We start from the raw sequence: 23,702 nt of genomic DNA on the forward strand, positions 1-23,702 counted from the left end.
GGCGGCTCGTCGACGTGACGCAGCCACCGTCGCACCGGCCGCTTACTTAGGTCCATCGAAAACTTTCGACGGATCTGTTCAGCAGAAGTGAAAGGTTGGGAGTTCCGGACAGACGACGAGGGCGCGCCCCACCGGTGCGGTGCGGCGCGCCCTCGCGAAGAGTGCGGGCGTCAGCCCTGCTTCTGGCCCTTGCGGGACTTGTCTCCGACCATGACGAGGCCGGCGATGACCACGAAGAGAACGATCGGCGCCACGACGTACAGGCCGAGGGTCTCCATCACGTTCAGGCCGGGACCGGGGTCGTCGCCGTCGTCGCGGGTCAGCGCGAGCGCGGGGGACGACATGAGCAGCATCATCAGCGTCGTACCGGCTGCTACGGCGCCGGTGCGCAGGGCGTTCTTCTTGTCCACGGTGCCAAACTAGCGGGTGCCGGATCGGGCCGCGCGCCCGGGGTGCCCGTACGGACCCGGAGGCGGGCGGCGCCTGCCGGTTCGGGGCGGGTTCAGTACCGGGAGGGGTCCTCGACCGCGGTGGCCTCGATCGCCGTGGACTCGCTGGTGAGGGGGGCCGGGTCGGCCAGTGGGGGTTCGCTGGTGAGAGGGGCGGCGTCGGCGAGCGGCGGTTCGCTCGTCAGGGGCGGTTCGACGCAGCAGGCGCAGGAGCCGAGCAACCCGGAATCCGGATCGGACACCAGCGAGATGTCCGGCAGGTCGCGCAGCTCCGAACGTTTGGAGAGAGCGTCGAGAAGAAGCTGAGCCGATGCGGCCACGAGGGCCTCCTTCAGTGGACAGCAGGGTCGGATGGGCTCCCCTACCCAGGGGAACCGATCGCATTCGACCAACGTGTCGGAGCCCACATTCGGTTCCCGGCACGGAAGTTGGGCCCGCACCCTTGCGGCCACAGGGCAGGGCGGCTCCGTAAGACCTCATACCCCTTTTCACGGGAAGTGAGGCACATCACAGCCGAGAAGGGCTGCCGGGGGCCTCTGTGTGACCGCACGGACACGGCCTAGGCTGACGCCCGACGCTGTGGGTGCGAGTTGTTGCGAGTTGTACGAAGAAGGGCGGGGACAGCCGTGCAGGTGCGGCGCAGGAAGCGGGCGGCGGCGATCGCGGCCGCCGTGATCGGCGGTCTCATCGGCGGCGCCCCCGGAGCCCTCGCGGCGCCACCGCAGCCCGCCGTCACCGAGCCCGACGTCCCCGCCGCGGGCGACCGCGAGAACGACGGCCCCGTCCCGCAGGTGTGGCCCCGCCCGCAGCAGGCCCAGGCCGGCGGCGCCGCCGTGCGCGTCGGCGAGCAGGCGTACGTGGTCACCGACGAGGACGCCGACCCGCGCGCCGTCGACGTGCTGCGCACGCTGCTGCGCGAGGCCGGCGCCCGGCGCGTCACCGAGGTCGAGGACCCGGCGCGGCTGCCCGCGGGCGCGCTCGTCGTGCGCGCGGGCGAGGCGGGCGGGAAGCAGTCCGGCGCGGCGGACGGGAAGCGGTCCGGCGCCGCCGCCGCGCTGCGCGCCCTGCGCGCCGCCGACCGCGCCGACCTGCCGCAGGGCGGGTACCGGCTCGCGGTCGGCGAGGTCGGGGGCCGGCCCACCGTCGCCCTCGAAGGGGTCGGCGCGGACGGCCTGTTCCACGGCGTGCAGACGCTGCGCCAACTCGTCGACGGCTCCGGCTCGGTGCCCGGCGTCCGCATCCGCGACTGGCCCGGCACCGCCGTGCGCGGCCTCGCCGAGAGCTTCTACGGCACGCCCTGGACCCGTGAACAGCGCCTGGAGCAGCTGGACTTCATGGGCCGCACCAAGCTCAACCGGTACGTCTACGCCCCCGGCGACGACCCGTACCGCCAGGCGCGCTGGCGTGAGCCCTACCCGGCCGCGCAGCGGGCCGACTTCCGCGCGCTTGCCGAGCGGGCCGACCGCAACCACACGACGCTGACCTGGGCGGTCTCCCCCGGCCAGGCCATGTGCCTGTCGTCGGACGACGACCTGAAGGCGCTGCTCCGCAAGGTCGACTCGATGTGGGCGCTCGGGGTGCGGGCCTTCCAACTCCAGTTCCAGGACGTGTCGTACAGCGAGTGGCACTGCGACGCGGACGCCGAGACGTTCGGCTCCGGGCCCGAGGCGGCGGCCGCCGCGCAGGCGAAGGTCGCGGGCGCGCTGGCCGCGCATCTGCGGGAGCGGCACCCGGGCTCGGCCCCGCTGACCCTCATGCCCACCGAGTACTTCCAGGACGGCGCCACCGAGTACCGCGAGGCGCTCGCCGGGAAGCTGGACGACCAGGTGCAGGTGGCGTGGACCGGCGTCGGCGTCGTGCCGAAGACCATCACCGGGCGCGAACTGGCCGGTGCGCGCGAGGCGTTCGGGCACCCGCTGGTCACGATGGACAACTACCCGGTCAACGACTACGCGCAGGACCGGATCTTCCTCGGCCCGTACATGGGCCGCGAGCCCGGTGTCGCCACCGGCTCGGCGGCGCTGCTCGCCAACGCCATGGAGCAGCCGGTCGCCTCCCGCATCCCGCTGTTCACGGCCGCCGACTTCGCCTGGAACCCGAAGGCGTACCGCCCGCAGGAGTCCTGGCGCGCCGCCGTCGACGACGCGGCGCGGTCCGCGGGCGGAGACGCGAAGCGGCGCGCGGCGGTACGGGCCCTGGCGGGCAACACCGCGTCGTCGGTGCTCGGCGCCGACGAGTCCGCGTATCTGCGGCCGCTGATGGACGCGTTCTGGCGGGAGCGCGCGGGCGGCGACCGCAGGCGCGTCGAGGCCGCGGGCGAGCGTCTGCGGGACGCGTTCACCGTGCTGCGCGAGACCCCGCGGCGGCTGCGCGACACCGAGCTCGGGGCCGAAGTCGGGCCCTGGTCCGAGCAGTTGGGGCACTACGGCGCCGCCGGTGAGGCCGCCGTCGACATGCTGCTCGCGCAGGCCCGCGGCGACGGCGCCCGCGCCTGGCGGCACCGCGAGGACCTGGACGCGGCGCGCGCGGACGTGCGGGCGGGCCGGGCCACCGTCGGCAAGGGCGTGCTCGGGCCGTTCCTCGACAAGGCCGAGAAGGAGTCCGAGCGCTGGTCCGGCACCGCCGAGGAGCGCGGGCAGGTCGCCGAGGACGACGCCTCGTACACGGTGCGGCTGCCGCGGCCCCGGCCCATCGCGGCCGTGACGGCGGTGACGGAGCCCGGCGAGCGCGGCACGGTGCAGGCCCATGTGCCCGGCGAGGGCTGGCGCACGCTCGGCCGGCTCACCGACAAGGGCTGGACGGAGACCGCCGCGAAGGGCCTGAAGGCGGACGCGGTACGGACGACGGTGCCGGCGCAGCATGTCGTGCCGTGGTTCGCCGACGGCGCGGACGCGGCGTTCGAGCTGTCCCGTACGGAGACGGACGCGGAGATCGGCGGCCCGGCGCAACGCGTCACGGCGAAGCTGACCGCCAAGCGGCCGGCGGACGTGAAGGGCCGGCTGACGGCTCGGGCGCCGAAGGGCGTCGAGGTGCGGGTGCCGCGCGAGGCGACGGTGCCGCGCGGCACGGACGTCACGGTCCCCGTCGAGATCACCGTGCCCGAGGGCACCCCGGCGGGCAGCTACACGGTCCCCGTCTCGTACGGCGGCCAGACCCGTACGCTCACGGTCCGCGCGCACGCCCGCACCGGTGGGCCCGATCTGGTGCGCGGGGCGAAGGCGTCCTCGTCGGGCGACGAGACCCGGGACTTCCCGGCGAAGGCCGCGGCCGACGGCGACCCGGAGACCCGCTGGTCCTCACCGGCCCGGGACGACGCCTGGTGGCAGGCGGAGTTCGACCGTCCGGTCCACCTCGGGAAGGTGGCGCTGCACTGGCAGGACGCGTACGCCGCCGCGTACCGGGTGCGGGTCTCCGAGGACGGCGAGTCCTGGCGTACGGCCGCGACGGTCGAGAAGGGCCGCGGGGGCCGCGAGACGGTCCACATGAACGAACCCGACGTCCGGTTCGTCCGCATCGAGGGCGAGAAGCGGGGCACGCAGTACGGGTACTCGTTGTGGTCGGTGGAGGCCTACGCGGTCCGCGACTGATTTTTCCCCTACCCGCCCCTTCCCGAAGTCCTGCCGGACGGGCCTCCTCAATGGCCGGAGGGGCTCATTCTTGAGCCCCTCCGGCGATTGAGGAGCGGGGTCTGGGGCGGAGCCCCAGTTTCGGGAAGGGGCGGGTCAGGGGATGAAGACAGGCCGACCGGGCCCGGCACCCCGTACACGCGCGGGGACGACCGGCCCGGTCGTACAAAAACCCGGACCTCAGGCAGAGATGCCGTCGATCCGGGCCATCACATCATCCGCGCCGAACGGCTGCAGATACGGCAGCCAGCGCGGATCCCTATGCCCGGTGCCGATGATGCGCCAGGCGAGCCCGGTGGGCGGCGCAGGCTTGTGCCGCAACCTCCACCCCAGCTCCAACAGATGACGGTCGGCCTTCACATGGTTGCAGCGGCGGCATGACGCCACCACGTTCTCCCACGCGTGCTGACCTCCCCGGCTCTTGGGGATGACGTGGTCGACGCTGGTTGCGACGCCACCGCAGTACATGCAGCGGCCCCCGTCGCGGGCGAAGAGGGCTCGCCGGGTCAGCGGAACGGGCCCCCGGTAGGGGACCCGCACGAAGCGCTTGAGCCGGACCACGCTGGGTGCGGGGATGGTGCGGGTAGCGCTGTGCATGAAGGCGCCGGACTCCTCGAGGCACTGAGCCTTGTTCTCGAGGACGAGGACGAGCGCGCGGCGGAGCGGTACGACGCCGAGCGGCTCGTACGACGCGTTGAGGACCAGGACATGCGGCACGGATGCCTCCTTGTACGCCGGCGGCGCGTGGCTCGCGCCGGGACGATCTGTACTCAGTCTCCCCTCATGCCTGGTCGAAGCGCCACCATGCGCCGGTAACGGGCTTGCAGTGTTTTCGACCACACAGGAGTGAAGAGCCCGCCCCGACGTGAGCACTGTCTCTCCTTCGAACATCACAACGATCCACACACGATGCCCCGTTAGTGTGGTTGGTCTGCCCGCTTCTCTCCCTATGTGCGGTCAGGCCGCTACACCCGGAGGTGCCCGCCGTGTTTCTGTCCGTCGTGTCGACGCTGTCGTCCGCCGGTTCCGCGAAGGACCCGGTGAACCAGCTCGACGAGGCCCAGCAGAAGGCGACCAACGCCGCGGGGTGGATCGAGGAGAACTGGTCCGCGTGGCTCGGCATCGGCCTGCGGGTCGTGCTGATCATCGTGATCGCGACGGTCCTCCGGCATGTGATCCGCCGCACGATCACCAAGCTCATAGAGCGGATGAACCGCGGCGCGCAGGCCGTCGACGGCACCGCGCTGGGCGGGCTGCTCGTCAACGCCGAGCGGCGCAGGCAGCGCTCCGAGGCGATCGGTTCGGTGCTGCGGTCCGTGGCCTCGTTCCTGATCCTGGGCACGGCCGCGCTGATGATCCTCGGCATCTTCGAGATCAACCTGGCGCCGCTGCTCGCCAGCGCCGGTGTGGCCGGTGTGGCGCTCGGCTTCGGCGCCCGCAACCTCGTCACGGACTTCCTGTCCGGCGTGTTCATGATCCTGGAGGACCAGTACGGCGTCGGTGACTCGATCGACGCGGGCGTCGCCTCCGGCGAGGTCATCGAGGTCGGCCTGCGTGTGACCAAGCTTCGCGGCGACAACGGCGAGATCTGGTACGTGCGCAACGGCGAGGTCAAGCGCATCGGCAACCTCTCCCAGGGCTGGGCGACGGCCGGCGTCGACGTCACGGTCCGCTCGGACGAGAACCTGGCCAAGGTGCGCGAGCTGCTCACCGAGGTGGGCGCCGAGATGAGCAAGGACGAGCCGTGGAACGAGCGGCTGTGGGGCCCGGTCGAGGTGCTCGGCCTCGACGCCGTCTACCTGGACCAGATGGTCATCCGGGTCAGCGCGAAGACCATGCCGGGCAAGGCGCTGGGCGTGGAGCGCGAGCTGCGCTGGCGGATCAAGGAGGCCTTCGACGCCGCCGGCATCCTGATCGTCGGCCGCATGGTGCTCGCCGCCGAGGAGGACGAGGACGGCAACCCGGCCCCGGCGGTCGCGGCCCCGTCGGCGTACGCGTCGAACACGTCGCCGCAGTCCCTCGCGGCCTCCCCGATCCCGCCGCCCAACCTGAGCAAGTAGCCCGGCCCGCCCCCGCACCCCCGTCGATCTCCGGCGGGGGTGCGGCGCGTTCGGGGTGGGTACGCCGTGTCTTCGTACGACCTGACCCTTGACGGCACCCGGACGCCCGCTGCTAGGTTCCTCACACCCAATAGGAAACCTTCCTAACAGTACGGTCCTGCGTACGGAGGAGCACGGCATGGCGGGGACTCCCCCCACGACACCCGGGACGCCGGGAACCCCGCGGGTGCTGCGGGCCATGAACGACCGGGCGGCGCTCGACCTGCTGCTCGCGCACGGCCCGCTGTCCCGCACCCGGATCGGCAAGCTGACCGGGCTCTCCAAGCCGACCGCGTCCCAGCTGCTCGCCCGCCTGGAGGCCGCCGGACTCGTCGTCGCCACCGGCACGAGCGAGGGCAGGCCCGGTCCGAACGCCCAGCTGTACGCGGTGAACGCCGCCGCCGCGCACGTCGCCGCCCTCGACGTCACGCCCGAGCGGATCCTCGCCGCCGTCGCCGACGTCACCGGCGCCGAGGCCGGCCGCTTCGAGCTCCGCACCCCGGGCCGCGGCGGCCACGACGTCGTACGCCAGGTGCTCGCCGCGCTCGACGGCGCCGTGAAGGAGGCCGGGCTGACCCGCGCCGAGCTGCACCGGGTGGTGATCGGCACGCCGGGCGCCTTCGACCCGAACACGGGGCGGCTGCGGTACGCGAGCCATCTGCCCGGCTGGCACTCCCCCACGCTCCTCGACGAGCTGGCCGCGGCCCTGCCGATGCCGGTCGAGTACGAGAACGACGTGAACCTCGCCGCGGTCGCCGAGCAGCGCGTCGGCGCCGCCCGCGACGACCAGGACTTCGTCCTCCTCTGGAACCAGGAGGGCATCGGCGCCGCCCTCGTCATCGGCGGCCGGCTGCACCGCGGCTGGACCGGCGGCGCGGGCGAGATCGGCTTCCTGCCGGTGCCGGGCACCCCGCTCGTACGGCAGGTCGCGAAGGCGAACAGCGGCGGCTTCCAGGAACTGGCGGGCGCGCAGGCCGTGCCCCGGATCGCCAGGTCCCTCGGCATCGACACCCCGGAGCAGCCGTACGCCGAGACCGCAGCCGCCCTCCTGCAGCGCGCCGCCGAGGCCGCCGGGCGGGCCGAGGAGGGCGCGCCGGACGACGGCGACGAGGCGCTGCTCGACCTGCTCGGGCAGACCGCGCACCGGATCGCGACCGGCCTTGCCTCGGTCGTGGCGGTGCTCGACCCGGGCCTCGTCGTGCTGTCCGGCGGCGTGACCTGCGCGGGCGGGGAGCCGCTGCGCGCCCTGATCCAGTCCGAGCTCGCCGACCTCGCGGCGTCCCGGCCCCGCCTCGTGCTCGGCGAGGTGATCGAACAGGCCGTGCTGCGCGGCGCGTTGGAGAGCGCGCTCGCCGTCACCCGCGACGAGGTCTTCGACACCTCGGCCCGCTGACCTCCGCACGAGCAGCACCACCGGTTCCACCCGCACGACAGCCCCGCAAGGTCCGCCCCCGCCCCCATCGAGGGAGACATCGTCATGCGCAGAAACAGGTTCACACTCGCCGTGCCCGTCGCCGCGATATCGGTTCTCGCGACCGCCTGCGTGGGCTCCACGGAAACGGGCGCGAGCGACGACCCGAAAGCGAAGGCCACCATCACGTTCTGGCACGGCTGGACCGCGCCGTCCGAGGTGAAGGCCATCGACGAGAACATCGCCCGGTTCGAGAAGAAGCACCCGAACATCACCGTGAAGACGGTCGGCGGGATCAACGACGAGAAACTCAACCAGGCGCTGCGCGCGGGCGGTTCGAAAGGGCCGGACGTGGTGTCGTCGTTCACCACGGCCAACGTCGGGAAGTTCTGCTCGTCCGGCGCTTTCGCCGACCTGGGCCCGTTCATCGAGAAGTCGGGCCTCGACCTGGAGAAGACGTTCTCGAAACCGCTGCTCGACTACACCCAGTTCGAGGGCAGACGCTGCGCCCTGCCGCTGCTCAGCGATGCGTACGGGCTCTACTACAACAAGGACGCGTTCAAGGAGGCCGGAATCGAGCAACCGCCCAAGACCTGGGAGGAGTTCGACGAGGTCGCCGAGAAACTCACCAAGCACAAGGGCGGCAGCTACGAACAGCTCGGCTTCATGCCGAACTACCACGGCTACGAGACCGTCCCCTCGCACTATCTCTCGCAGTGGAGCCCCACGTACTTCACGAAGGACGGCAAGTCCAACATCGCGAAGGACCCGGCGTTCGCGGCGATGTACACGTGGCAGCGGAACCTCGTGAAGAGGCTCGGCGGGTACGCCAAGCTGGAGAGGTACCAGAAGACCTTCGGTGACGAATGGGGCGCCAAGCACCCCTTCCACACCGGCCAGGTCGCGATGCAGCTCGACGGCGAATGGCGGCTCGGCATGGCCGAGGCGACGAAGCCCGGATTCGAGATCGGCGTGGCCCCGCTGCCCGTCCCCAAGGACCAGATCGACAGCTACGGCAAGGGCTATCTCTCCGGCACGATCATGGGCATCGCCCCGGCGAGCGAGAAGCAGAACGCCGCCTGGGAACTCGTGAAGTACCTGACCACGGACACCGACGCGGTCGTGCAGTTCGCCAACGCCATCAAGAACGTGCCGTCCACCAAGGCGGCGCTGAATTCCCCGGACCTGAAGTTCGACCCGCGGTTCAAGACGTTCCTCGACATCGCACGGCACCCCGACTCCAACACCAGTGACGGCGCGATCAACGGCATCACGTACCAGATGTCGCTGCAGAACTTCGGATACCAGGTCGAGAAGGGCGCGGTGCGGGACATCCGGGCCGGCCTGGAGAAGACCGCGCGGGAGATCGACACCGATATCGCGCAGGCCAAGTAGCCCGGGGAACACGGCACATGACCACGTACACGCTGCGCGCCAAGCGCAGGAGGGCGGCGCTGCGCACGGCCGCTTTCCTGTCGCCGTGGCTGATCGGCTTCGCCGTCTTCTTCGCCTATCCGCTGGTGTCGACCGTCTATTTCTCGTTCATGAAGTACGACGGTTTCGGTGCGCCCGTCTGGAACTCGACCGCCAACTGGTCCTATGTCTTCGGCAGTTACACCATGTTCTGGCCGGCCCTGCGCAACACGCTGTGGCTGGTCGTGGTGATGGTGACGTGCCGGGTGGCGTTCGGGCTCGGCGTCGGGCTGCTCATCACGAAGATCAGGACGGGCGCCGGGGTGTTCCGCACCCTTTTCTATCTGCCGTATCTGGCGCCGCCGGTGGCCGCGACGCTGGCCTTCGTCTTTCTGCTCAATCCGGGGACCGGGCCGGTGAACAGCGCCCTGGAGGGAATCGGCCTCGCCGCGCCCGGCTGGTTCACGGATCCGGGCTGGTCCAAACCGGCCCTGACGATGCTCGCGGTGTGGGGCGTCGGCGACCTCATGGTCATCTTCATGGCGGCGCTCCTCGACGTGCCGAAAGAGCAGTACGAGGCGGCCGAGTTGGACGGGGCGAACGCCTGGCAGCGGTTCCGCTTCGTGACACTGCCGAACATCTCGCCGATCGTGCTCTTCGCCGTCGTCACCGGGGTGATCCAGACGATGCAGTACTACACGCAGCCGATCGTCGCCTCCAAGGTGGCCTCGGGGATCATCGGCGGCAGCGGCCAGCAGTTCGAGCCCGGATATCCGGAGAAATCCACGCTCACCCTTCCGCAGACCGTCTACAACCTCGGCTTCCAGCGTTTCGACTACGGCTCCGCCTGTGTCGTCGCCCTGGTCCTCTTCGCCCTCGCCATGGCCTGCACCGCGCTCCTCATGCGGCGCCGCGGCGGGCTCGTCGGGGCAGGTGAGCGATGAACCGGACCGGCCTCCTCCGCTGGGTCGGGGTGCACGCGCTCGGAGTCGCCGCCGCCCTGTTCTTCCTGCTGCCGTTCGTCTTCGTCCTGCTGACCTCGCTGATGAGCGACCAGCAGGCCCTGACCCGCGATCTCACCCCGGACACCTGGGAGTTCGGCAATTACGTCAAGGTCTTCGAGACCCCCGGATTCCTCACCTGGTGGAAGAACTCGCTGCTGTACGCGGGCCTCGGCACGCTGCTCACCGTGCTCAGCTCGATTCCCGTCGCGTACGCCCTCGCCCGGTTCCGCTTCCGCGGCCGGCGGCTCTCCCTGATGCTGGTCGTCTCGATGATGATGCTGCCGCCGCAGGTCGTCATCATCCCCATGTACCTGTTCTGGGTGAAACAGCTCGATCTCGGCGGGACGCTCTGGCCGCTCATCATTCCGATGGCCTTCGGGGACGCCTTCTCCATCTTCCTGCTCCGGCAGTTCCTGCTGACCATCCCGGAGGAATACCTGGACGCGGCCCGCGTCGACGGCTGCGGCGAACTCCGTACGCTCCTCAGGGTCGTGCTGCCGATGGCGAAGCCGGGCATCGCGGCCGTCGCCCTCTTCCAGTTCTTCTACTGCTGGAACGACTACTTCGGACCGCAGATCTACGCCTCCGAGAACCCCGCCGCCTGGACGCTCAGTTACGGGCTCGAATCGTTCAAGGGCGCCCACCACACCGACTGGAATCTCACGATGGCCGCCACCGTCCTCGTCATGGCCCCGGTCATCGCCCTGTTCTTCTTCGCCCAGAAGGCGTTCGTCGAGGGCGTCACCCTGACCGGCGTCAAAGGCTGAGCCGTTTCCCGGCCGATCCCCCGACCGTTTTCCCGTACGCCCGAGAAAGGTCAACTCCCATGAAACTCGCAGTAGTCGGCGGCGGCTCCACCTACACCCCCGAACTCGTCGACGGCTTCGCCCGGCTGCACGACGTGCTGCCCGTCGACGAACTCGTCCTCGTCGACCCGGCCGCCGACCGCCTCGACCTGGTCGGAGGGCTCGCCCGCCGCATCCTCGCCAAGCAGGGGCACGGCGCCCGCGTCACCACCACCGCCGACCTCGACGCGGCCGTCGACGGCGCCGACGCCGTGCTGCTGCAGCTCCGCGTCGGCGGCCAGGCGGCCCGCGAGCAGGACGAGACCTGGCCGCTCGACTGCGGCTGCGTCGGGCAGGAGACGACCGGCGCGGGCGGCCTCGCCAAGGCGCTGCGCACCGTGCCGGTCGTCCTCGACATCGCCGAACGGGTCCGCCGCGCCAACCCGGACGCGTGGATCGTCGACTTCACCAACCCCGTCGGCATCGTCACCCGGGCGCTGCTGCAGGCCGGGCACAAGGCGGTCGGCCTGTGCAACGTCGCGATCGGCTTCCAGCGCCGCTTCGCCGCGGCCCTCGGCGTCGAGCCGGCGCAGATCTTCCTCGACCACGTCGGCCTCAACCATCTGACCTGGGAGAACGGCGTCCGCCTCGGCGGCCCCGACGGCGCGGACGTGCTCCCCCGGCTGCTCGCCGAGAGCGGCGACGAGATCGCCGACAGCCTCCGCCTCCCCCGCGCCGCCCTCGACCGCCTCGGCGTCATCCCCTCGTACTACCTGCGTTACTACTACGCGCACGACGAGGTCGTACGGGAACTCGGCACCAAGCCGTCCCGCGCCGCCGAAGTGGCCGCCATGGAGCGGGAGTTGCTGGAGCTGTACGCGGACCCGGCGCTCGACGAGAAGCCCGCGCTGCTCGCGAAGCGGGGCGGCGCGTTCTACTCGGAGGCCGCCGTCGACCTCACCGCGTCCCTGATCGGCACCGGGGGAAGCCCGTACCAGGTGGTCAACGTGCGCAACGGCGGCACGCTGCCGTTCCTGCCGGACGACGCGGTGATCGAGGTGCAGGCCCGCGTGGACGCGCACGGCGCCGCACCCCTGCCGGTGCCCGAACTCGACCCGCTGCAACGGGGGTTGATCGCCCATGTCACCGCGTACGAGGAGCTGGCCCTGGAGGCGGCGCTGCGCGGCGGGCGCGACCGGGTCTTCAAGGCCCTGCTGTCCCACCCGCTGATCGGCCAGTACGAGTACGCCGAGGCGCTCACCGACCGGCTGCTCGCGCACAACCGGGAGCACCTCGCGTGGGCCTGACCGCGAAGGACGCCAGGGGGACCGTGCTCGCGATCGACGCGGGCAACAGCAAGACCGACGTGGCGGTGGTCGCGGCCGACGGCCGGGTGCTCGGCAGGGCGCGCGGTGCCGGCTTCCAGCCCCCGCGCGTGGGCGTGCCCCGCGCCGTCGACACGCTCGCGGAGGCGGTCGTACGGGCGCTCGCCGAGGCGGGGCTCGACGCGGTGGCGCATGTGTCGGCGTGCCTGGCCAACGCCGATCTGCCGGTCGAGGAACGGGAGTTGGCGGCGGCCCTGGAGGCGCGGGGGTGGGGGCGCACGGTCGACGTACGCAATGACACCTTCGCGATTCTGCGCGCCGGTCTGCCCGCCGGTGCGCGGCCGCTCGGGGTGGCCGTGGTGTGCGGGGCGGGCATCAACTGCGTCGGGATGACACCGGACGGCCGGACCGCGCGCTTCCCCGCCGTGGGCCGCATCTCCGGTGACTGGGGCGGGGGCTGGGGCCTGGCGGAGGAGGCCCTGTGGCACGCGGCCCGCGCGGCGGACGGCCGGGGCGGGCCCACGGAACTGGCCCGCACACTGCCCGGACACTTCGGGCTGCCCGACATGGCCGCGCTGATCGAGGCCCTGCACCTGGGGCGGATCGAGTCGGTACGGCGGCACGAGCTGGCGCCGGTGCTGTTCGCCACGGCTGCGGGCGGGGACGCGGTGGCCCGCTCGCTCGTCGACCGGCTCGCGGACGAGGTGGTCGCCATGGCCACGGTCGCCCTCGACCGGCTCGACCTGCTGGACGAGGAGGTTCCGGTGCTGCTCGGCGGTTCGGTCCTCGCGGCCACCCACACCGACCTCGACACCGGCATCCGCACCCGCCTCGCGGCCCGCGCCCCGAAGGCGGTCCCCCTGGTCGTCACGGCAAGCCCGGTCCTCGGCGCGGCGCTGCTCGGGTTGGACCGGGTGGGGGCGGAGAGGTCGGCGTACGCGCGGGTGCGGGAGGAGTACGCGTAGCCGGAGCACAGCAGGTGCGCCCCGACAGGGGCGCGGGGAACTGCGCGAGCGGCCACGGCGGCGGGAAAGCCGGACGAAAACCGCCGGAGGCTTTCGGGAGGGGCAGGGCGGGGGACAACTCCCCTGCCCCGCCCGCCACTTGTCACCCCCGGAACCAACCCACCCCCTGACACGTGTACAAGGACAGGGGGTGGCGCGCAGGTTCCGGCTGGGCTATGAACAAGATCCGGAAACGCAGGCGCCGTTGTCGGTCCCCACGGTCATACTGGACGGCCGGGGAGCGGTGACCGTCGGATGACCACGGGGGAGGTCGAGAGGTGACAGAACCGCACAGCGGCAGCGCCGTGCTGCCACGGCGCCGCACGGCCTTCGTCGAGGGCGCCGAACAACTCCGCGCCGCGGCGACGACCGAGCCGGGCCGGCTGCGGATCATCGGCGCCGTGCTCGCCCTCCTCGTCGTCGCGTTCGGCGCGGTCACCGCCTGGCAGACCTCGCAGCGCGCGGCCGCCGCCGACGACGTCATCGAGCGCAGCCAGCCCCTCACCGCCGACGCCGCCGCGATCTACGTCTCGCTCGCCGACGCCAACACCGCCGCCGCGAGCGGCTTCCTCGCGGGCGGCCAGGAACCCCCGGCGGTCCGCGAGCGGTACGAGAAGGACATCGCCGGGGCCGCCCGCAAACTCGCCGGCGCCGCCGCCAACAGCAAGGGCTCGGGCACCGCGAGCGCCGAGATAGCCAAGCTCAACGCCCTCCTCCCGAAGTACGCGGAACGCATCGAGACGGCCCGTACGTACAACCGCCAGGGGCTCCCCCTCGGCGGGGCGTATCTGCGCAACGCCAACGATCTGATGCAGACGGAGATGCTCCCCGCCGCCAAGGAGCTCTACGACGCGGAGAAGGCCCGCCTGGGCGCCGACTACGACGCGGCGAAGTCGTACCCGTGGGCGGCGATCGGCCTCGGGCTGCTCGCGCTCGCCGCGCTGGTGTGGGCGCAGCGCCGCAACTACCGCCGGACGAACCGGGTGTTCAACCTCGGCCTGCTCACCGCGACGGGCACGGCGGCCGCCGTCCTGCTGTGGCTGGTCGCCGGGCACACGGTCGCGTTCGCGGCGCTCGGCGACTCGTACGACAACGGCGTGCGCTCGCTGAACGTGCTCAACGACGCCCGGATCAGCACCCTCCAGGCCCGCAGCAACGAGAACCTCACGCTGGTCGCGCGCGGCGCGGTCACGGTCCCGGACGGCCCGGACGAGGGCGAGGACCAGTACGACGTGGACTACCGCGCGCTGATGCGGGAACTCGGCGACGGCGGCGCCGACCGCGCCGGCATGGGCACCCTCGGCGCGGCCCTGCATCTCGCCGACGACGCGGTGGGGCGCCAGCCCGTGCAGGACGCGATGGCCGCCGTCGAGGAGTGGCAGGAGCGCCACGAGGCGGCCCGCGAGGCGGACACGCAGGGCGACTACGAGAAGGCGCTCGACCGCGTCATAGGCGACGACGAGGCGACCGGCGAGTCCTTCGACCGGGCCGACAAGGCCCTGGAGCAGGCCGTGACACATGAACAGCAGGACTTCAGGGGCGCCGCCGAGGACGGCCGCGGCGCGATGACGGGGCTGCCGGTCGGCGCCGCGGTGGTCGCGGTGCTCGGCGCGGCGGGCGCGGTCCTCGGCATCGGCCGCAGGCTGTCGGAGTACCGATGAGGCGGACGAGACCAGCACGACCGGCGAGCGCGACGAGCCCGCCGGTACCGAGGCGCAACCGACGCGAGGGGGCGAGATGACCGGCGACCGCAGCACGACGCCCGGCAGGCGCGACACCCCGCACGACCGGGGCGACACCCCGCGCACCCCCTTCAGCCGGGTCGGCACCCCGCGCACCCCGCACCACCGCACCGGCTTCCCGCGCGCCCCGCGTGCCGTGCGTGCCCTGCGCGGCTGGGGCGGTGTGGCCGCGATGGCGCTGGCCTGCGTCCTCACCGCGCTGGTGACGCTGCTCCCGCTGTCCCGCTCGGGCCCGGACGGCATCGGCGGGGACGGCCCCGCCGGCACCGGCGGCACGGGCGGCCCCGGCGTCGGCGTCACCCGCCCCGCCGCGGCCGACGACTGCACGCCCGAGTCGGCGGTGCGCAGCCTCCGCCCGAGCAAGGACGAGGGCCCGACGGTCGAGGAGATCAAGAACCGCAAGGACAAGCCGAACAAGCTGATCGTCGGCGTCGACCAGAACAGCTACCGCTGGGGCTACCGCAACCCGTCCACCGGCGACCTGGAGGGCTTCGACATCGACCTGGTGCGGGCCATCGCGGACGCCCTGCTCGGCGACCCGGACGCGGTGGTCTACCGCGCGGTGCCCACCAACCAGCGGGTGCAGGCGATCCGGTCCGGGCAGGTCGACATGGTGGTGCGGACCATGACGATCACCTGCGACCGCGTCCGGGAAGTCGCGTTCTCCACGGCGTACTTCGAGACCGGCCAGCAGCTCCTCGTCCCCAACGACTCGAAGATCACCGGGTACGACGCGTCCTTGAAGGGCAAGCGGCTGTGCGCGGCCGCGGGTTCGACGGCCGAGACCGAGCTCAAGCGGAAGTCGTTCGGCGCCGATGTCTCCACCACGGTGCCCAACCAACTCGACTGCCTGGTGCGGCTTCAGCTGGGCGAGGTGGACGCGGTGGTCACCGACAGCGCGCTCGCCGCGGGCCAGGCCGCGCAGGACCCGACGGTCGAACTGGTCGGCGAGCCCTTCACCACCGAGTACTACGGGGTGGCGATGAGCAAGGAGTCCCCCGACCTCGTCCGCCAGGTCAACCAGGTCCTGGTGGACTACCGCAAGGACGGCTCGGACGACAAGAGCGACTGGGACAGAGCGTACGAGGACTGGCTCGCGGACGACCTGAAGAACGTCGACGGACCACCGAAGCCGCAGTACCGCGAGGACTGACCGCGGCATACGCGTGAGCGGCGCACGAAGAAGCGGAACGAACCGGCACAGCGAGAGGTGATCGATGGGCGTCGCGGGACCAGCAGGACCCGGACCCGAACCCGAGCCCGGCCCCGTACCGGTCATGGACCGGGACGAGGTCGACCGCGCCCTGGCCCGGCTCGGCGCCGAGCACGAGGCCGTCGAGACGTCCCTGCTCGCCCTGCAGGACCACGCGGGCCGCAGACTCCTGGAGGGCGCCCAGCTCACCGGTGTCACCGCGGACCGCTGGGCGGCCGCCGACCGGGCGATCACCCGCCTGTGGGCGTACTTCGACGCGTACACGGCGGCGTTGGCGCACGCCCGTGAGCTGCGCGCCCGCAGACGCTGGTCGAGCCGGGAGGACCTCGTCGCGCTCAGCGAACTGCTGCGCGGCCGCTCCGTCACCGTGTCGGCGGGCCCGCCCGCCACCGGCGCCCCCGAGTCGCTGACCGGTCCGGCCCGGCTCACCGAGGAGTTCACGCTGCCCGAACTGGTCGAGCGGATGAACGAGTTGTACGCCTCGTCCCTCGACGTGGTCGTGGCCGCCGACGCCGTCTGGTCGGCGCTGCCCGCCCGCATAGACCTCCTGGCGGCCGAGCTGCACCGCACCCGCGGACTCGCCGCCTCCGTCGGCGTGCGCCCGGGCGAGCACCCGGCGGGCGACGATCTGGAGCGCATCACCCGGGAGTTGACGGAACTCCGCGCCCAGGTGATCTCCGACCCGCTGGCCTTCTGGCGCCCCCAGGAGGGCAGTTCGGCCCCCGGCGGCGGCCGCCCGGACACCGAGCGGTACGACCGCGAGGCGCGCGCCCTCGAAGACGTGCGCCGCGAGATCGACGCCGTGCTCACCGTCCGCCAGGACGCCGAACTCCGCCTCGGCCGCCTGCGGGACGTCCTCTCCCGCGCCGACCGCACCCTCGCCGAGGCGCGGACGGCCCGCGGCGAGGTGCTCGCCAAGATCGCCGCGACGGAGGTGCCCGCGGTGAGCGGCCCGCCGACCGTGCTGCACGAACAGCTCGCGGCCGCCGCCGAGTACCGCAGGCACGGCCAGTGGCACCGGCTGTCGCCGCTCCTGGAGGCCCTGGAGCAGAAGGCGGAGGACGAACTCCTGCGCGCCCGCGAGTCGTTGACGGCCGTCACGGCCCCGCTCGCCGTCCGCGCGGAGCTCCGCGGCCGCCTCGACGCGTACAAGGCGAAGGTCGCCCGGCACGGTGCCGCGGAGGACCCGCTGCTGATCGAGCGGTACGACGCGGCCCGCCGGATGCTGTGGAGCGCCCCCTGCGACCTGCGGGTGGCCGAGGAGGCGGTGCTGCGCTACCAGCACGCCGCCGCCGAGGTCCTCTCCGGCCGCGCGACCGGTGCCGTACCGCAGCAGCACACGCCCGACGACGGCGGAGGGGAACGATGACCGCCGGCGAGGAGACCAGCGAGGAGGCCGCGGTGAGCGCGCAGGAGCGCAGATCCTGTCAGCGCCCGGACTGCGAGGGCGCCTACGAGGACATGGGCGGCGGCGAACTGTACTGCGACGTGTGCGGCCTCGCCCCGGTCGTCGCGCCCGGGGGCCTGCTCGCGTCCGCGCCGACGGGGCTGACCACGCCCGCCCGCGGCAGCGCGTCCGCACGCTCGTCCCGCTCGTCGCGCTCCTCCCGGTCGTCGGCGTCGCGCCGCTCGGTGTCCGGCCGGCTGACCCGCTCGCTGTCAGGCCCGGCCTCCAACCGCTCGGTCTCCGTGCGCAGTTCGGGCTCCCCGTCCGGCCCGTCCGGGCGCGGGCGGCTCGGCGTGGGCCTGGTCGAGGTGCCGGAGGTGCCACGCCCGGACCCGCGTGCGATGGTGCAGCAGCACCCGGAGGTCCCCGAGCGGAAGCGGTTCTGCTCCCGCTCGGACTGCGGGGCGCCGGTGGGCCGCGCGCGCGGCGACCGCCCGGGGCGCACGGAGGGCTTCTGCACGAAGTGCGGCCACCCGTACTCCTTCGTCCCGAAGCTCCGCTCCGGCGACATCGTGCACGGGCAGTACGAGGTGGTGGGCTGCCTCGCGCACGGCGGGCTCGGCTGGGTCTATCTCGCCATCGACCGTGCGGTGTCCGACCGTTGGGTGGTCCTGAAGGGCCTGCTCGACACGGGCGACCAGGACGCGATGGCCGCCGCGATCTCGGAGCGCCGCTTCCTCGCCGAGATCGAGCACTCCAACATCGTGCGCATCTACAACTTCGTCGAACACCTCGACCAGCGCACCGGCTCCCTCGACGGCTACATAGTGATGGAGTACGTCGGCGGCAAGTCCCTCAAGGAGATCGCCAACGAGCGGCGTACGCCGGAGGGCCGCCGCGACCCGCTGCCCGTCGAGCAGGCCTGCGCGTACGGCATCGAGGCCCTGGAGGCGCTCGGCCACCTGCACAGCCGCAACCTCCTGTACTGCGACTTCAAGGTCGACAACGCGATCCAGCAGCAGGACCAGCTGAAGCTGATCGACATGGGCGCGGTGCGCCGCATCGACGACCACGAGTCGGCGATCTACGGCACGGTCGGGTACCAGGCGCCCGAGGTCGCCGAGGCGGGCCCGTCCGTCGCGTCCGACCTGTACACGGTCGCGCGGACGCTCGCGGTCCTCACCTTCGACTTCCAGGGGTACACGAACGTGTTCGTGGACTCCCTGCCCGACCCCGCCCACATCGAGGTCTTCCAGCGGTACGAATCGTTCTACCGCCTCCTGGTCCGCGCCACCGACCCCGACCCGGCGCGCCGGTTCGCCTCCGCGCAGGAGATGGCCGAGCAGCTCACGGGCGTGCTCCGCGAGGTCGTCGCCGTGCAGTCGGGCCGCCCGCGCCCGGCGCTCTCCACCCTGTTCGGGCCCGAAGTGCGGGTCACGGACACGGAGTTGTTCGCGGAGCGGGACGGCGAGGTGTCCCGCCTCGGGGCACGCGCGGTGCCGGGGCGTGCGATTCCGGGGCGTACGGTTCCGGGGCGTACGGTTCCGGGGCGCGGGGTGCCCGTGCCTGGGCGGGCGATTCCGAGGCAGACGTCGTCCCCCGCCGGTGCGCCCGCGCCGGAGCGGCTCGTACGGCCCCTGGACGCCGCCGCCACCGCGCTCGCCCTGCCCGTCCCGCTGGTCGACGCGGGCGATCCCAACGCCGGGTTCCTCGCGGGCCTGATGGGCTCCGCGCCCGCCGAGCTGATCGCCGCGCTCGACGCCGCGCCCGGGCCGTCGGTCGAGCTGCGCCTGCGGGAGCTGCGGGCGCGCCTGGAGACGGGCGAGGTGCACGCGGCGGTGCGCTGCCTCGACGAGCTCGAACACGGTCACCCGGACGACTGGCGGGTGATCTGGTACCGCGGCCTGGTCGCCCTCACCACGGGCGACTTCGAGACCGCCGCGCTCGCCTTCGACGCGGTGTACGACGCGTTCCCCGGCGAGCCCGCACCCAAGCTGGCCCTGGGCGTATGCGCCGAAGTCCTGGGCCAGCCGGACAACGCGGCCGAGTACTACCGCCTGGTGTGGACCGCCGATCCGGGCTTCGTCAGCGCCGCGTTCGGGCTCGCCCGGGTCCAGCTGGCCGCGGGCGACCGGCGGGCCGCGGTGCGTACCCTGGAAGCCGTTCCGGAGGCGTCGATTCACTTCACGGCGGCCCGGATCGCCGCCGTACGCGCCCGTCTTCGGGACCAGGCGGTGCACGAACCGCTGCTCGACGATCTGACCGCCGCCGCGGGGCAGGTCGAGGCGCTGCAGCACTTCGGCCTGGACGCGGTCCGCCGCGAACAGCTGACGGCCGAGGTCCTGGGGACCGCCCTTGACTGGGTGCTCTCCGGGAGCCGGGGCACTACTGCGCCGCCGCAGGGCCCCGGGGACACGGTGCTGCTCGGCAGCCGACTGGACGAGCGAGGCCTGCGCTTCGGACTCGAACGCTCGTACCGGACGCTCGCCAGGCTGGCCAAAGGCGGCGCCGAAAGGATCGAACTGGTGGAGCGGGCCAACCGTTTCCGCCCCCGGACGTGGGTGTGATTGATGTCGCAGATGCACCAGCTGACCGACGGCGTGGCCGGGGCGACCTGCCCCAGCTGCGCCGAGCCGCTGGAGTCGGGTGACCTGTTCTGCGGAGCCTGTGGGTACGACCTGTCGGCCGTGCGCGCGGAGCGGGAGGACCACCCCACGGTCGCCATCAGCCACGGCACGGCCCCGCGCGAGCAGGCCTCGCCGCAGTCCGGGCCGGGCGCCCCCGTCGAGTGGCCGGAGGCGCCGGAGGCGGACAGTTCGGACGTACCGGCCCCGGTGCACCTGCCGAGCGACCTGCCCGGCACGGACTCGGGGGGCGCCGAACTCACCGGCCCGGACTCGGAGGGCTCGGAGCTCCCCGGCACGGACTCGGGCGGCGAGGAACTCCGCTCGCGGGACGAGACACCGGAAGCCCCCGATCCGCGTACGGCCGAGCCCGTGCCCGCGGCCACGCCCACTCCCCCGGCCGGCGTCAAGCTCTGCGTGGCCTGCCGCGCGGGCCGCGTCGACGGGGACGGGTACTGCGAGCGCTGCGGCCACGCCCAGCCGCGCGAACGCGACCACATGGAGGAGGAGTTGGACGCCGTGGCCGCCGTCAGCGACCGCGGCCTGCGCCACCACCGCAACGAGGACGCGTTCGCCGTCTCGGCCACCGCCCTGCCCGACGGCTCCCCCGCGGTCGTCGCCGTGGTCTGCGACGGGGTGTCGTCCGCGACCCGCCCCGACGAGGCCTCCGTCGCCGCCGCCCGCGCCGCCAACGAGTCGCTGCTCGCCGCGCTGCCGCGCGAGGTGCACCCGCAGCAGGCCATGCACGACGCGATCGTCGCCGCGTCCGAGGCGGTCAACTCCCTTGCGGAACAGGGCGACCAGGACCCGGACCACGGCCACCACCAGAACGCCCCGGCCTGCACGATCGTCGCGTCGGTCGTCGCGGGCGGCCTCCTCGTCGTCGGCTGGGTCGGCGACTCGCGCGCGTACTGGGTCCCGTCCGACCGCTCCGTGCCCGCGGCCCGCCTCACCGAGGACGACTCGTGGGCGGCGCAGATGGTCGCCGCGGGCCTGATGAACGAGGCGGAGGCGTACGCGGACGAGCGGGCCCACGCCATCACGGGCTGGCTCGGCGCGGACGCGTACGAACTGGAGCCGCACACCGCGTCGTTCAAGCCGGACCGGCCCGGTGTGGTCGTGGTCTGCACGGACGGCCTGTGGAACTACGCGGAGGGCGTCGAGGAGATGGCCGCGGCCGTGCCCGTCGACGCCTGCAGCCGGCCGTTGCACAGCGCCCAGGTCCTCGTCGGCCACGCCCTGGACGGCGGCGGGCACGACAACGTAACAGTGGCCGTGCTGCCGTTCCCGGTCGCGTCACAGGGGGCAGGCTCGGCCTGACGGGTCCGGCGGACGGGCCGGGCGACGGCGGGGGCCGTCGCCGCACGCTGCCGCGGGGCGACAGGGGGAAGCTCGGGCTCCGGGGAGGCATCAGGGCTCCGGGCCACGGGCTCAAGGCTCAGGGGAAGCAAGGGGGAGGCAGTCTCATGGCCGATTTCGCGAAGTCGAACGTGCCGTCGTTCGCCGTGGAGGTCTACCAGAACGAGTACCTGCCGGACGGCGGCCGCGAGGTCAACGCCATCGTGACGGTCACGTCGACCGGCGGCGGCGCGAGCGGGGGCCTGCCGTCCGGGGGCGCGGGCCCGGACGCCGCCGTGGCGATCATGGTGGACTGCTCGGGCTCGATGGACTACCCGCCGACGAAGATGCGCGGCGCCCGCGACGCCACGGCCGCGGCGATCGACGCGCTCCGCGACGGCGTCCGCTTCGCGGTGATCGCCGGCACCCATGTCGCCCAGGAGGTCTACCCGGGCGGCGGCCGCCTCGCCGTGGCCGGTCCCCGCACCCGGGACGCGGCCAAGCAGTCACTGCGGCGGCTCTCCGCGGGCGGCGGCACGGCCATCGGCACCTGGCTCCGCCTCGCCGACCGGCTCCTCGACTCGGCCGACGTCCCGGACACCGCCGTACGTCACGGCATCCTGCTCACCGACGGGCGCAACGAGCACGAGTCGCCCGAGGAGCTGCGGGCCGCGCTCGACTCCTGCGCGGGGCGGTTCACCTGTGACGCCCGCGGGGTCGGCACGGACTGGGAAGTGAAAGAAGTCACGGGAATCGCCTCGGCCCTGCTCGGCTCGGCCGACATCGTGGCCGACCCGGCCGGCCTCACCGCGGACTTCACGCAGCTGATGGAGACGGCGATGGGCAAGGAGATCGCCGACGTCGTGCTGCGCCTGTGGACCCCGCTGGGCGCCGAGATCCGGTACGTGAACCAGGTCGCACCCACCGTCGAGGACCTCACCGACCGCCGCACCCAGGCCGGGCCGCGCGCGGGCGACTACCCCACCGGCTCCTGGGGCGACGAGTCCCGCGACTACCACGTATGCGTCGAAGTCCCGGACGCCGGCGTCGGCCACGAGATGCTCGCCGCCCGCGTCACCCTCGTCGTGGAGCGCGCCGACGGCTCGACGCAGAACCTCTCCCAAGGCCTCGTACGGGCCGTGTGGACGGACGACATGGCGGCCTCCACGTCGATCAACCCCCAAGTCGCGCACTACACAGGCCAGGCAGAACTGGCACAAGCCATCCAAGAAGGACTAGAAGCCCGCAAATCCGGCGATACGGACGGAGCAACGGCCAAGCTGGGCCGCGCAGTTCAGCTCGCCGAGGACTCGGGCAACGCCGATACGGCCAGGCTCCTTGCGAAGGTGGTCGACGTGGTCGACGCGGCGACCGGTACTGTGCGACTGAAAGCGAAGGTCGAGGAAGCCGACGAGATGACTCTCGAAACCCGGTCGACCAAGACGGTTCGCGTGAAGAACGTGCAGCACAAGCACACGCACGACGTGCAGAAGTGATCTGAGGAGAGGGGGAGCGCCGACATGCCGACCTGCCCGAACGGACACCAGTCGGGTTCCGACGACTGGTGCGAGGTCTGCGGCCACCGCATGGCAGGAGCAGGCGCGCCGGCCGGTGCGATGCCTCCGCCGCCCCCGCCGCCCCCCGGCGGCGGTTACGGCTACCCGCAGCAGCAGTCCGGCCCGCCCGCCCCCGGCGGTGGGTACGGCTACCCGCAGCCGGGCGCCGGAGGCCCGCAGGAGAACTGCCCGCAGTGCGGCACCCCGCGCGAGGCGAACGCCCCGTTCTGCGAGGAGTGCCGGTGGAACTTCCTCACCAACACCCCGACGTCGCACGCGCCCGCGCCGCCGCCTCCGCCCGCGCCCGGCCTGAACCTGCCGCCCGGCTTCGCGCAGGCCGGGCCGCCGTCCGGCGCCGGTGAGTACACGAGCTCGCGGCCCTCACAGGTGAACCGTCCCGCGGAGCCGCTGCAGCCCGACGCGTCCCTGCAGACGCCGCCGCCTCCGCCGATGCCGGGCGGCCCGCAGCAGACGCAGGCGCCCCACGCCCCGCAGGCCCCGGGGATGCAGGGGCCGCCGCCGCCCGGTTTCCCCGACATGTCGCAGGGCGGCGGGCCCGGTGGGCCTGGGGCTCCTGGTGGGCCGGGGGCTCCTGGCGGGCCTGGGTTCCCCGATGCCTCGCAGGGTGGTCCGGGTGCGCCCGGCGGTCCCGGTGCGCCGGGTGGTCCCGGGTTCCCCGACGCCCCGCAGGGTGGTCCGGGTGCGCCCGGATTCCCCGACGCCTCG

Annotated in this window: 17 protein-coding genes and 1 pseudogene; 15 read left to right on the top strand and 3 right to left on the bottom strand. The window is 72.9% G+C overall.

Annotated features, from left to right (window positions below):
• Positions 1-170 precede the first annotated feature (170 nt).
• The gene (locus ACIDOF_RS18955; RefSeq protein WP_409007107.1) at positions 171-410 is read right to left on the bottom strand and encodes a hypothetical protein; all 240 of its coding nucleotides are present in this window, start codon (positions 408-410) and stop codon (positions 171-173) included.
• 92 nt (positions 411-502) lie between these two features.
• Positions 503-769 (bottom strand): hypothetical protein, encoded by a 267-nt coding sequence (locus ACIDOF_RS18960; RefSeq protein WP_409007108.1) that lies wholly within the window; start codon positions 767-769, stop codon positions 503-505.
• 306 nt (positions 770-1,075) lie between these two features.
• Between ACIDOF_RS18960 and ACIDOF_RS18965 the strand changes: the two genes are divergently transcribed.
• A complete protein-coding gene (locus ACIDOF_RS18965; protein ID WP_409007109.1) occupies positions 1,076-4,036 on the top strand; it encodes a beta-N-acetylglucosaminidase domain-containing protein in 2,961 nt (986 codons plus the stop codon).
• A gap of 219 nt (positions 4,037-4,255) precedes the next feature.
• Here the strand turns inward: ACIDOF_RS18965 and ACIDOF_RS18970 are convergent, their stop codons facing one another.
• Positions 4,256-4,792, bottom strand: coding sequence for an HNH endonuclease (locus ACIDOF_RS18970; protein WP_409007110.1), 537 nt, complete (start codon positions 4,790-4,792; stop codon positions 4,256-4,258).
• Positions 4,793-5,061: 269 nt separating this feature from the next.
• On the opposite strand from ACIDOF_RS18970, the gene ACIDOF_RS18975 reads away from it, so the two are divergent.
• The 14 genes and pseudogenes from ACIDOF_RS18975 to ACIDOF_RS19040 form a co-directional block, all read left to right on the top strand.
• Positions 5,062-6,135 (top strand): mechanosensitive ion channel family protein, encoded by a 1,074-nt coding sequence (locus ACIDOF_RS18975; RefSeq protein WP_409007111.1) that lies wholly within the window; start codon positions 5,062-5,064, stop codon positions 6,133-6,135.
• A gap of 178 nt (positions 6,136-6,313) precedes the next feature.
• Positions 6,314-7,567 (top strand): ROK family transcriptional regulator, encoded by a 1,254-nt coding sequence (locus ACIDOF_RS18980; protein ID WP_409007112.1) that lies wholly within the window; start codon positions 6,314-6,316, stop codon positions 7,565-7,567.
• Positions 7,568-7,651: 84 nt separating this feature from the next.
• Complete coding sequence (locus tag ACIDOF_RS18985) at positions 7,652-8,980, top strand: ABC transporter substrate-binding protein (protein ID WP_409007113.1); 1,329 nt, start codon at positions 7,652-7,654, stop codon at positions 8,978-8,980.
• Between the two features lie 17 nt (positions 8,981-8,997).
• Entirely contained in the window at positions 8,998-9,942 is a 945-nt protein-coding gene (locus ACIDOF_RS18990) for a carbohydrate ABC transporter permease (RefSeq protein WP_409007114.1), read from the top strand.
• Positions 9,939-10,769 (top strand): carbohydrate ABC transporter permease, encoded by an 831-nt coding sequence (locus ACIDOF_RS18995; RefSeq protein ID WP_409007115.1) that lies wholly within the window; start codon positions 9,939-9,941, stop codon positions 10,767-10,769. Before ACIDOF_RS18990 ends, ACIDOF_RS18995 begins: the two co-directional genes overlap by 4 nt.
• Positions 10,770-10,828: 59 nt before the next feature.
• On the top strand, positions 10,829-12,094 hold the full coding sequence (locus ACIDOF_RS19000) for a 6-phospho-beta-glucosidase (RefSeq protein WP_409007116.1): 1,266 nt from the start codon (positions 10,829-10,831) through the stop codon (positions 12,092-12,094).
• Entirely contained in the window at positions 12,085-13,077 is a 993-nt protein-coding gene (locus ACIDOF_RS19005) for an N-acetylglucosamine kinase (protein ID WP_409007117.1), read from the top strand. Before ACIDOF_RS19000 ends, ACIDOF_RS19005 begins: the two co-directional genes overlap by 10 nt.
• Positions 13,078-13,394: 317 nt before the next feature.
• Positions 13,395-14,777: a hypothetical protein gene (locus ACIDOF_RS19010; RefSeq protein WP_409007118.1), complete on the top strand. Its 1,383-nt coding sequence runs from the start codon at positions 13,395-13,397 to the stop codon at positions 14,775-14,777.
• Positions 14,778-14,853: 76 nt separating this feature from the next.
• Entirely contained in the window at positions 14,854-16,011 is a 1,158-nt protein-coding gene (locus ACIDOF_RS19015) for a glutamate ABC transporter substrate-binding protein (protein ID WP_409007119.1), read from the top strand.
• A 64-nt stretch (positions 16,012-16,075) separates the two neighbouring features.
• Positions 16,076-17,440 (top strand): hypothetical protein, encoded by a 1,365-nt coding sequence (locus tag ACIDOF_RS19020; protein WP_409007120.1) that lies wholly within the window; start codon positions 16,076-16,078, stop codon positions 17,438-17,440.
• A complete protein-coding gene (locus ACIDOF_RS19025) occupies positions 17,437-20,025 on the top strand; it encodes a tetratricopeptide repeat protein (protein ID WP_409007121.1) in 2,589 nt (862 codons plus the stop codon). The genes ACIDOF_RS19020 and ACIDOF_RS19025 overlap by 4 nt, the downstream gene beginning before the upstream one ends.
• Before the next feature lie 3 nt (positions 20,026-20,028).
• Complete coding sequence (locus tag ACIDOF_RS19030) at positions 20,029-21,402, top strand: PP2C family serine/threonine-protein phosphatase (RefSeq protein WP_409007122.1); 1,374 nt, start codon at positions 20,029-20,031, stop codon at positions 21,400-21,402.
• A gap of 146 nt (positions 21,403-21,548) precedes the next feature.
• Positions 21,549-22,916 carry a vWA domain-containing protein gene (locus tag ACIDOF_RS19035; protein WP_409007123.1) on the top strand — a complete coding sequence of 456 codons (1,368 nt, stop codon included), beginning with the start codon at positions 21,549-21,551 and terminating at the stop codon, positions 22,914-22,916.
• 24 nt (positions 22,917-22,940) lie between these two features.
• Positions 22,941-23,702, top strand: a pseudogene (locus ACIDOF_RS19040) (hypothetical protein); the annotation flags it as partial.

This window comes from Streptomyces sp. Da 82-17, assembly GCF_046098215.1.
GTDB lineage: Bacteria > Actinomycetota > Actinomycetes > Streptomycetales > Streptomycetaceae > Streptomyces.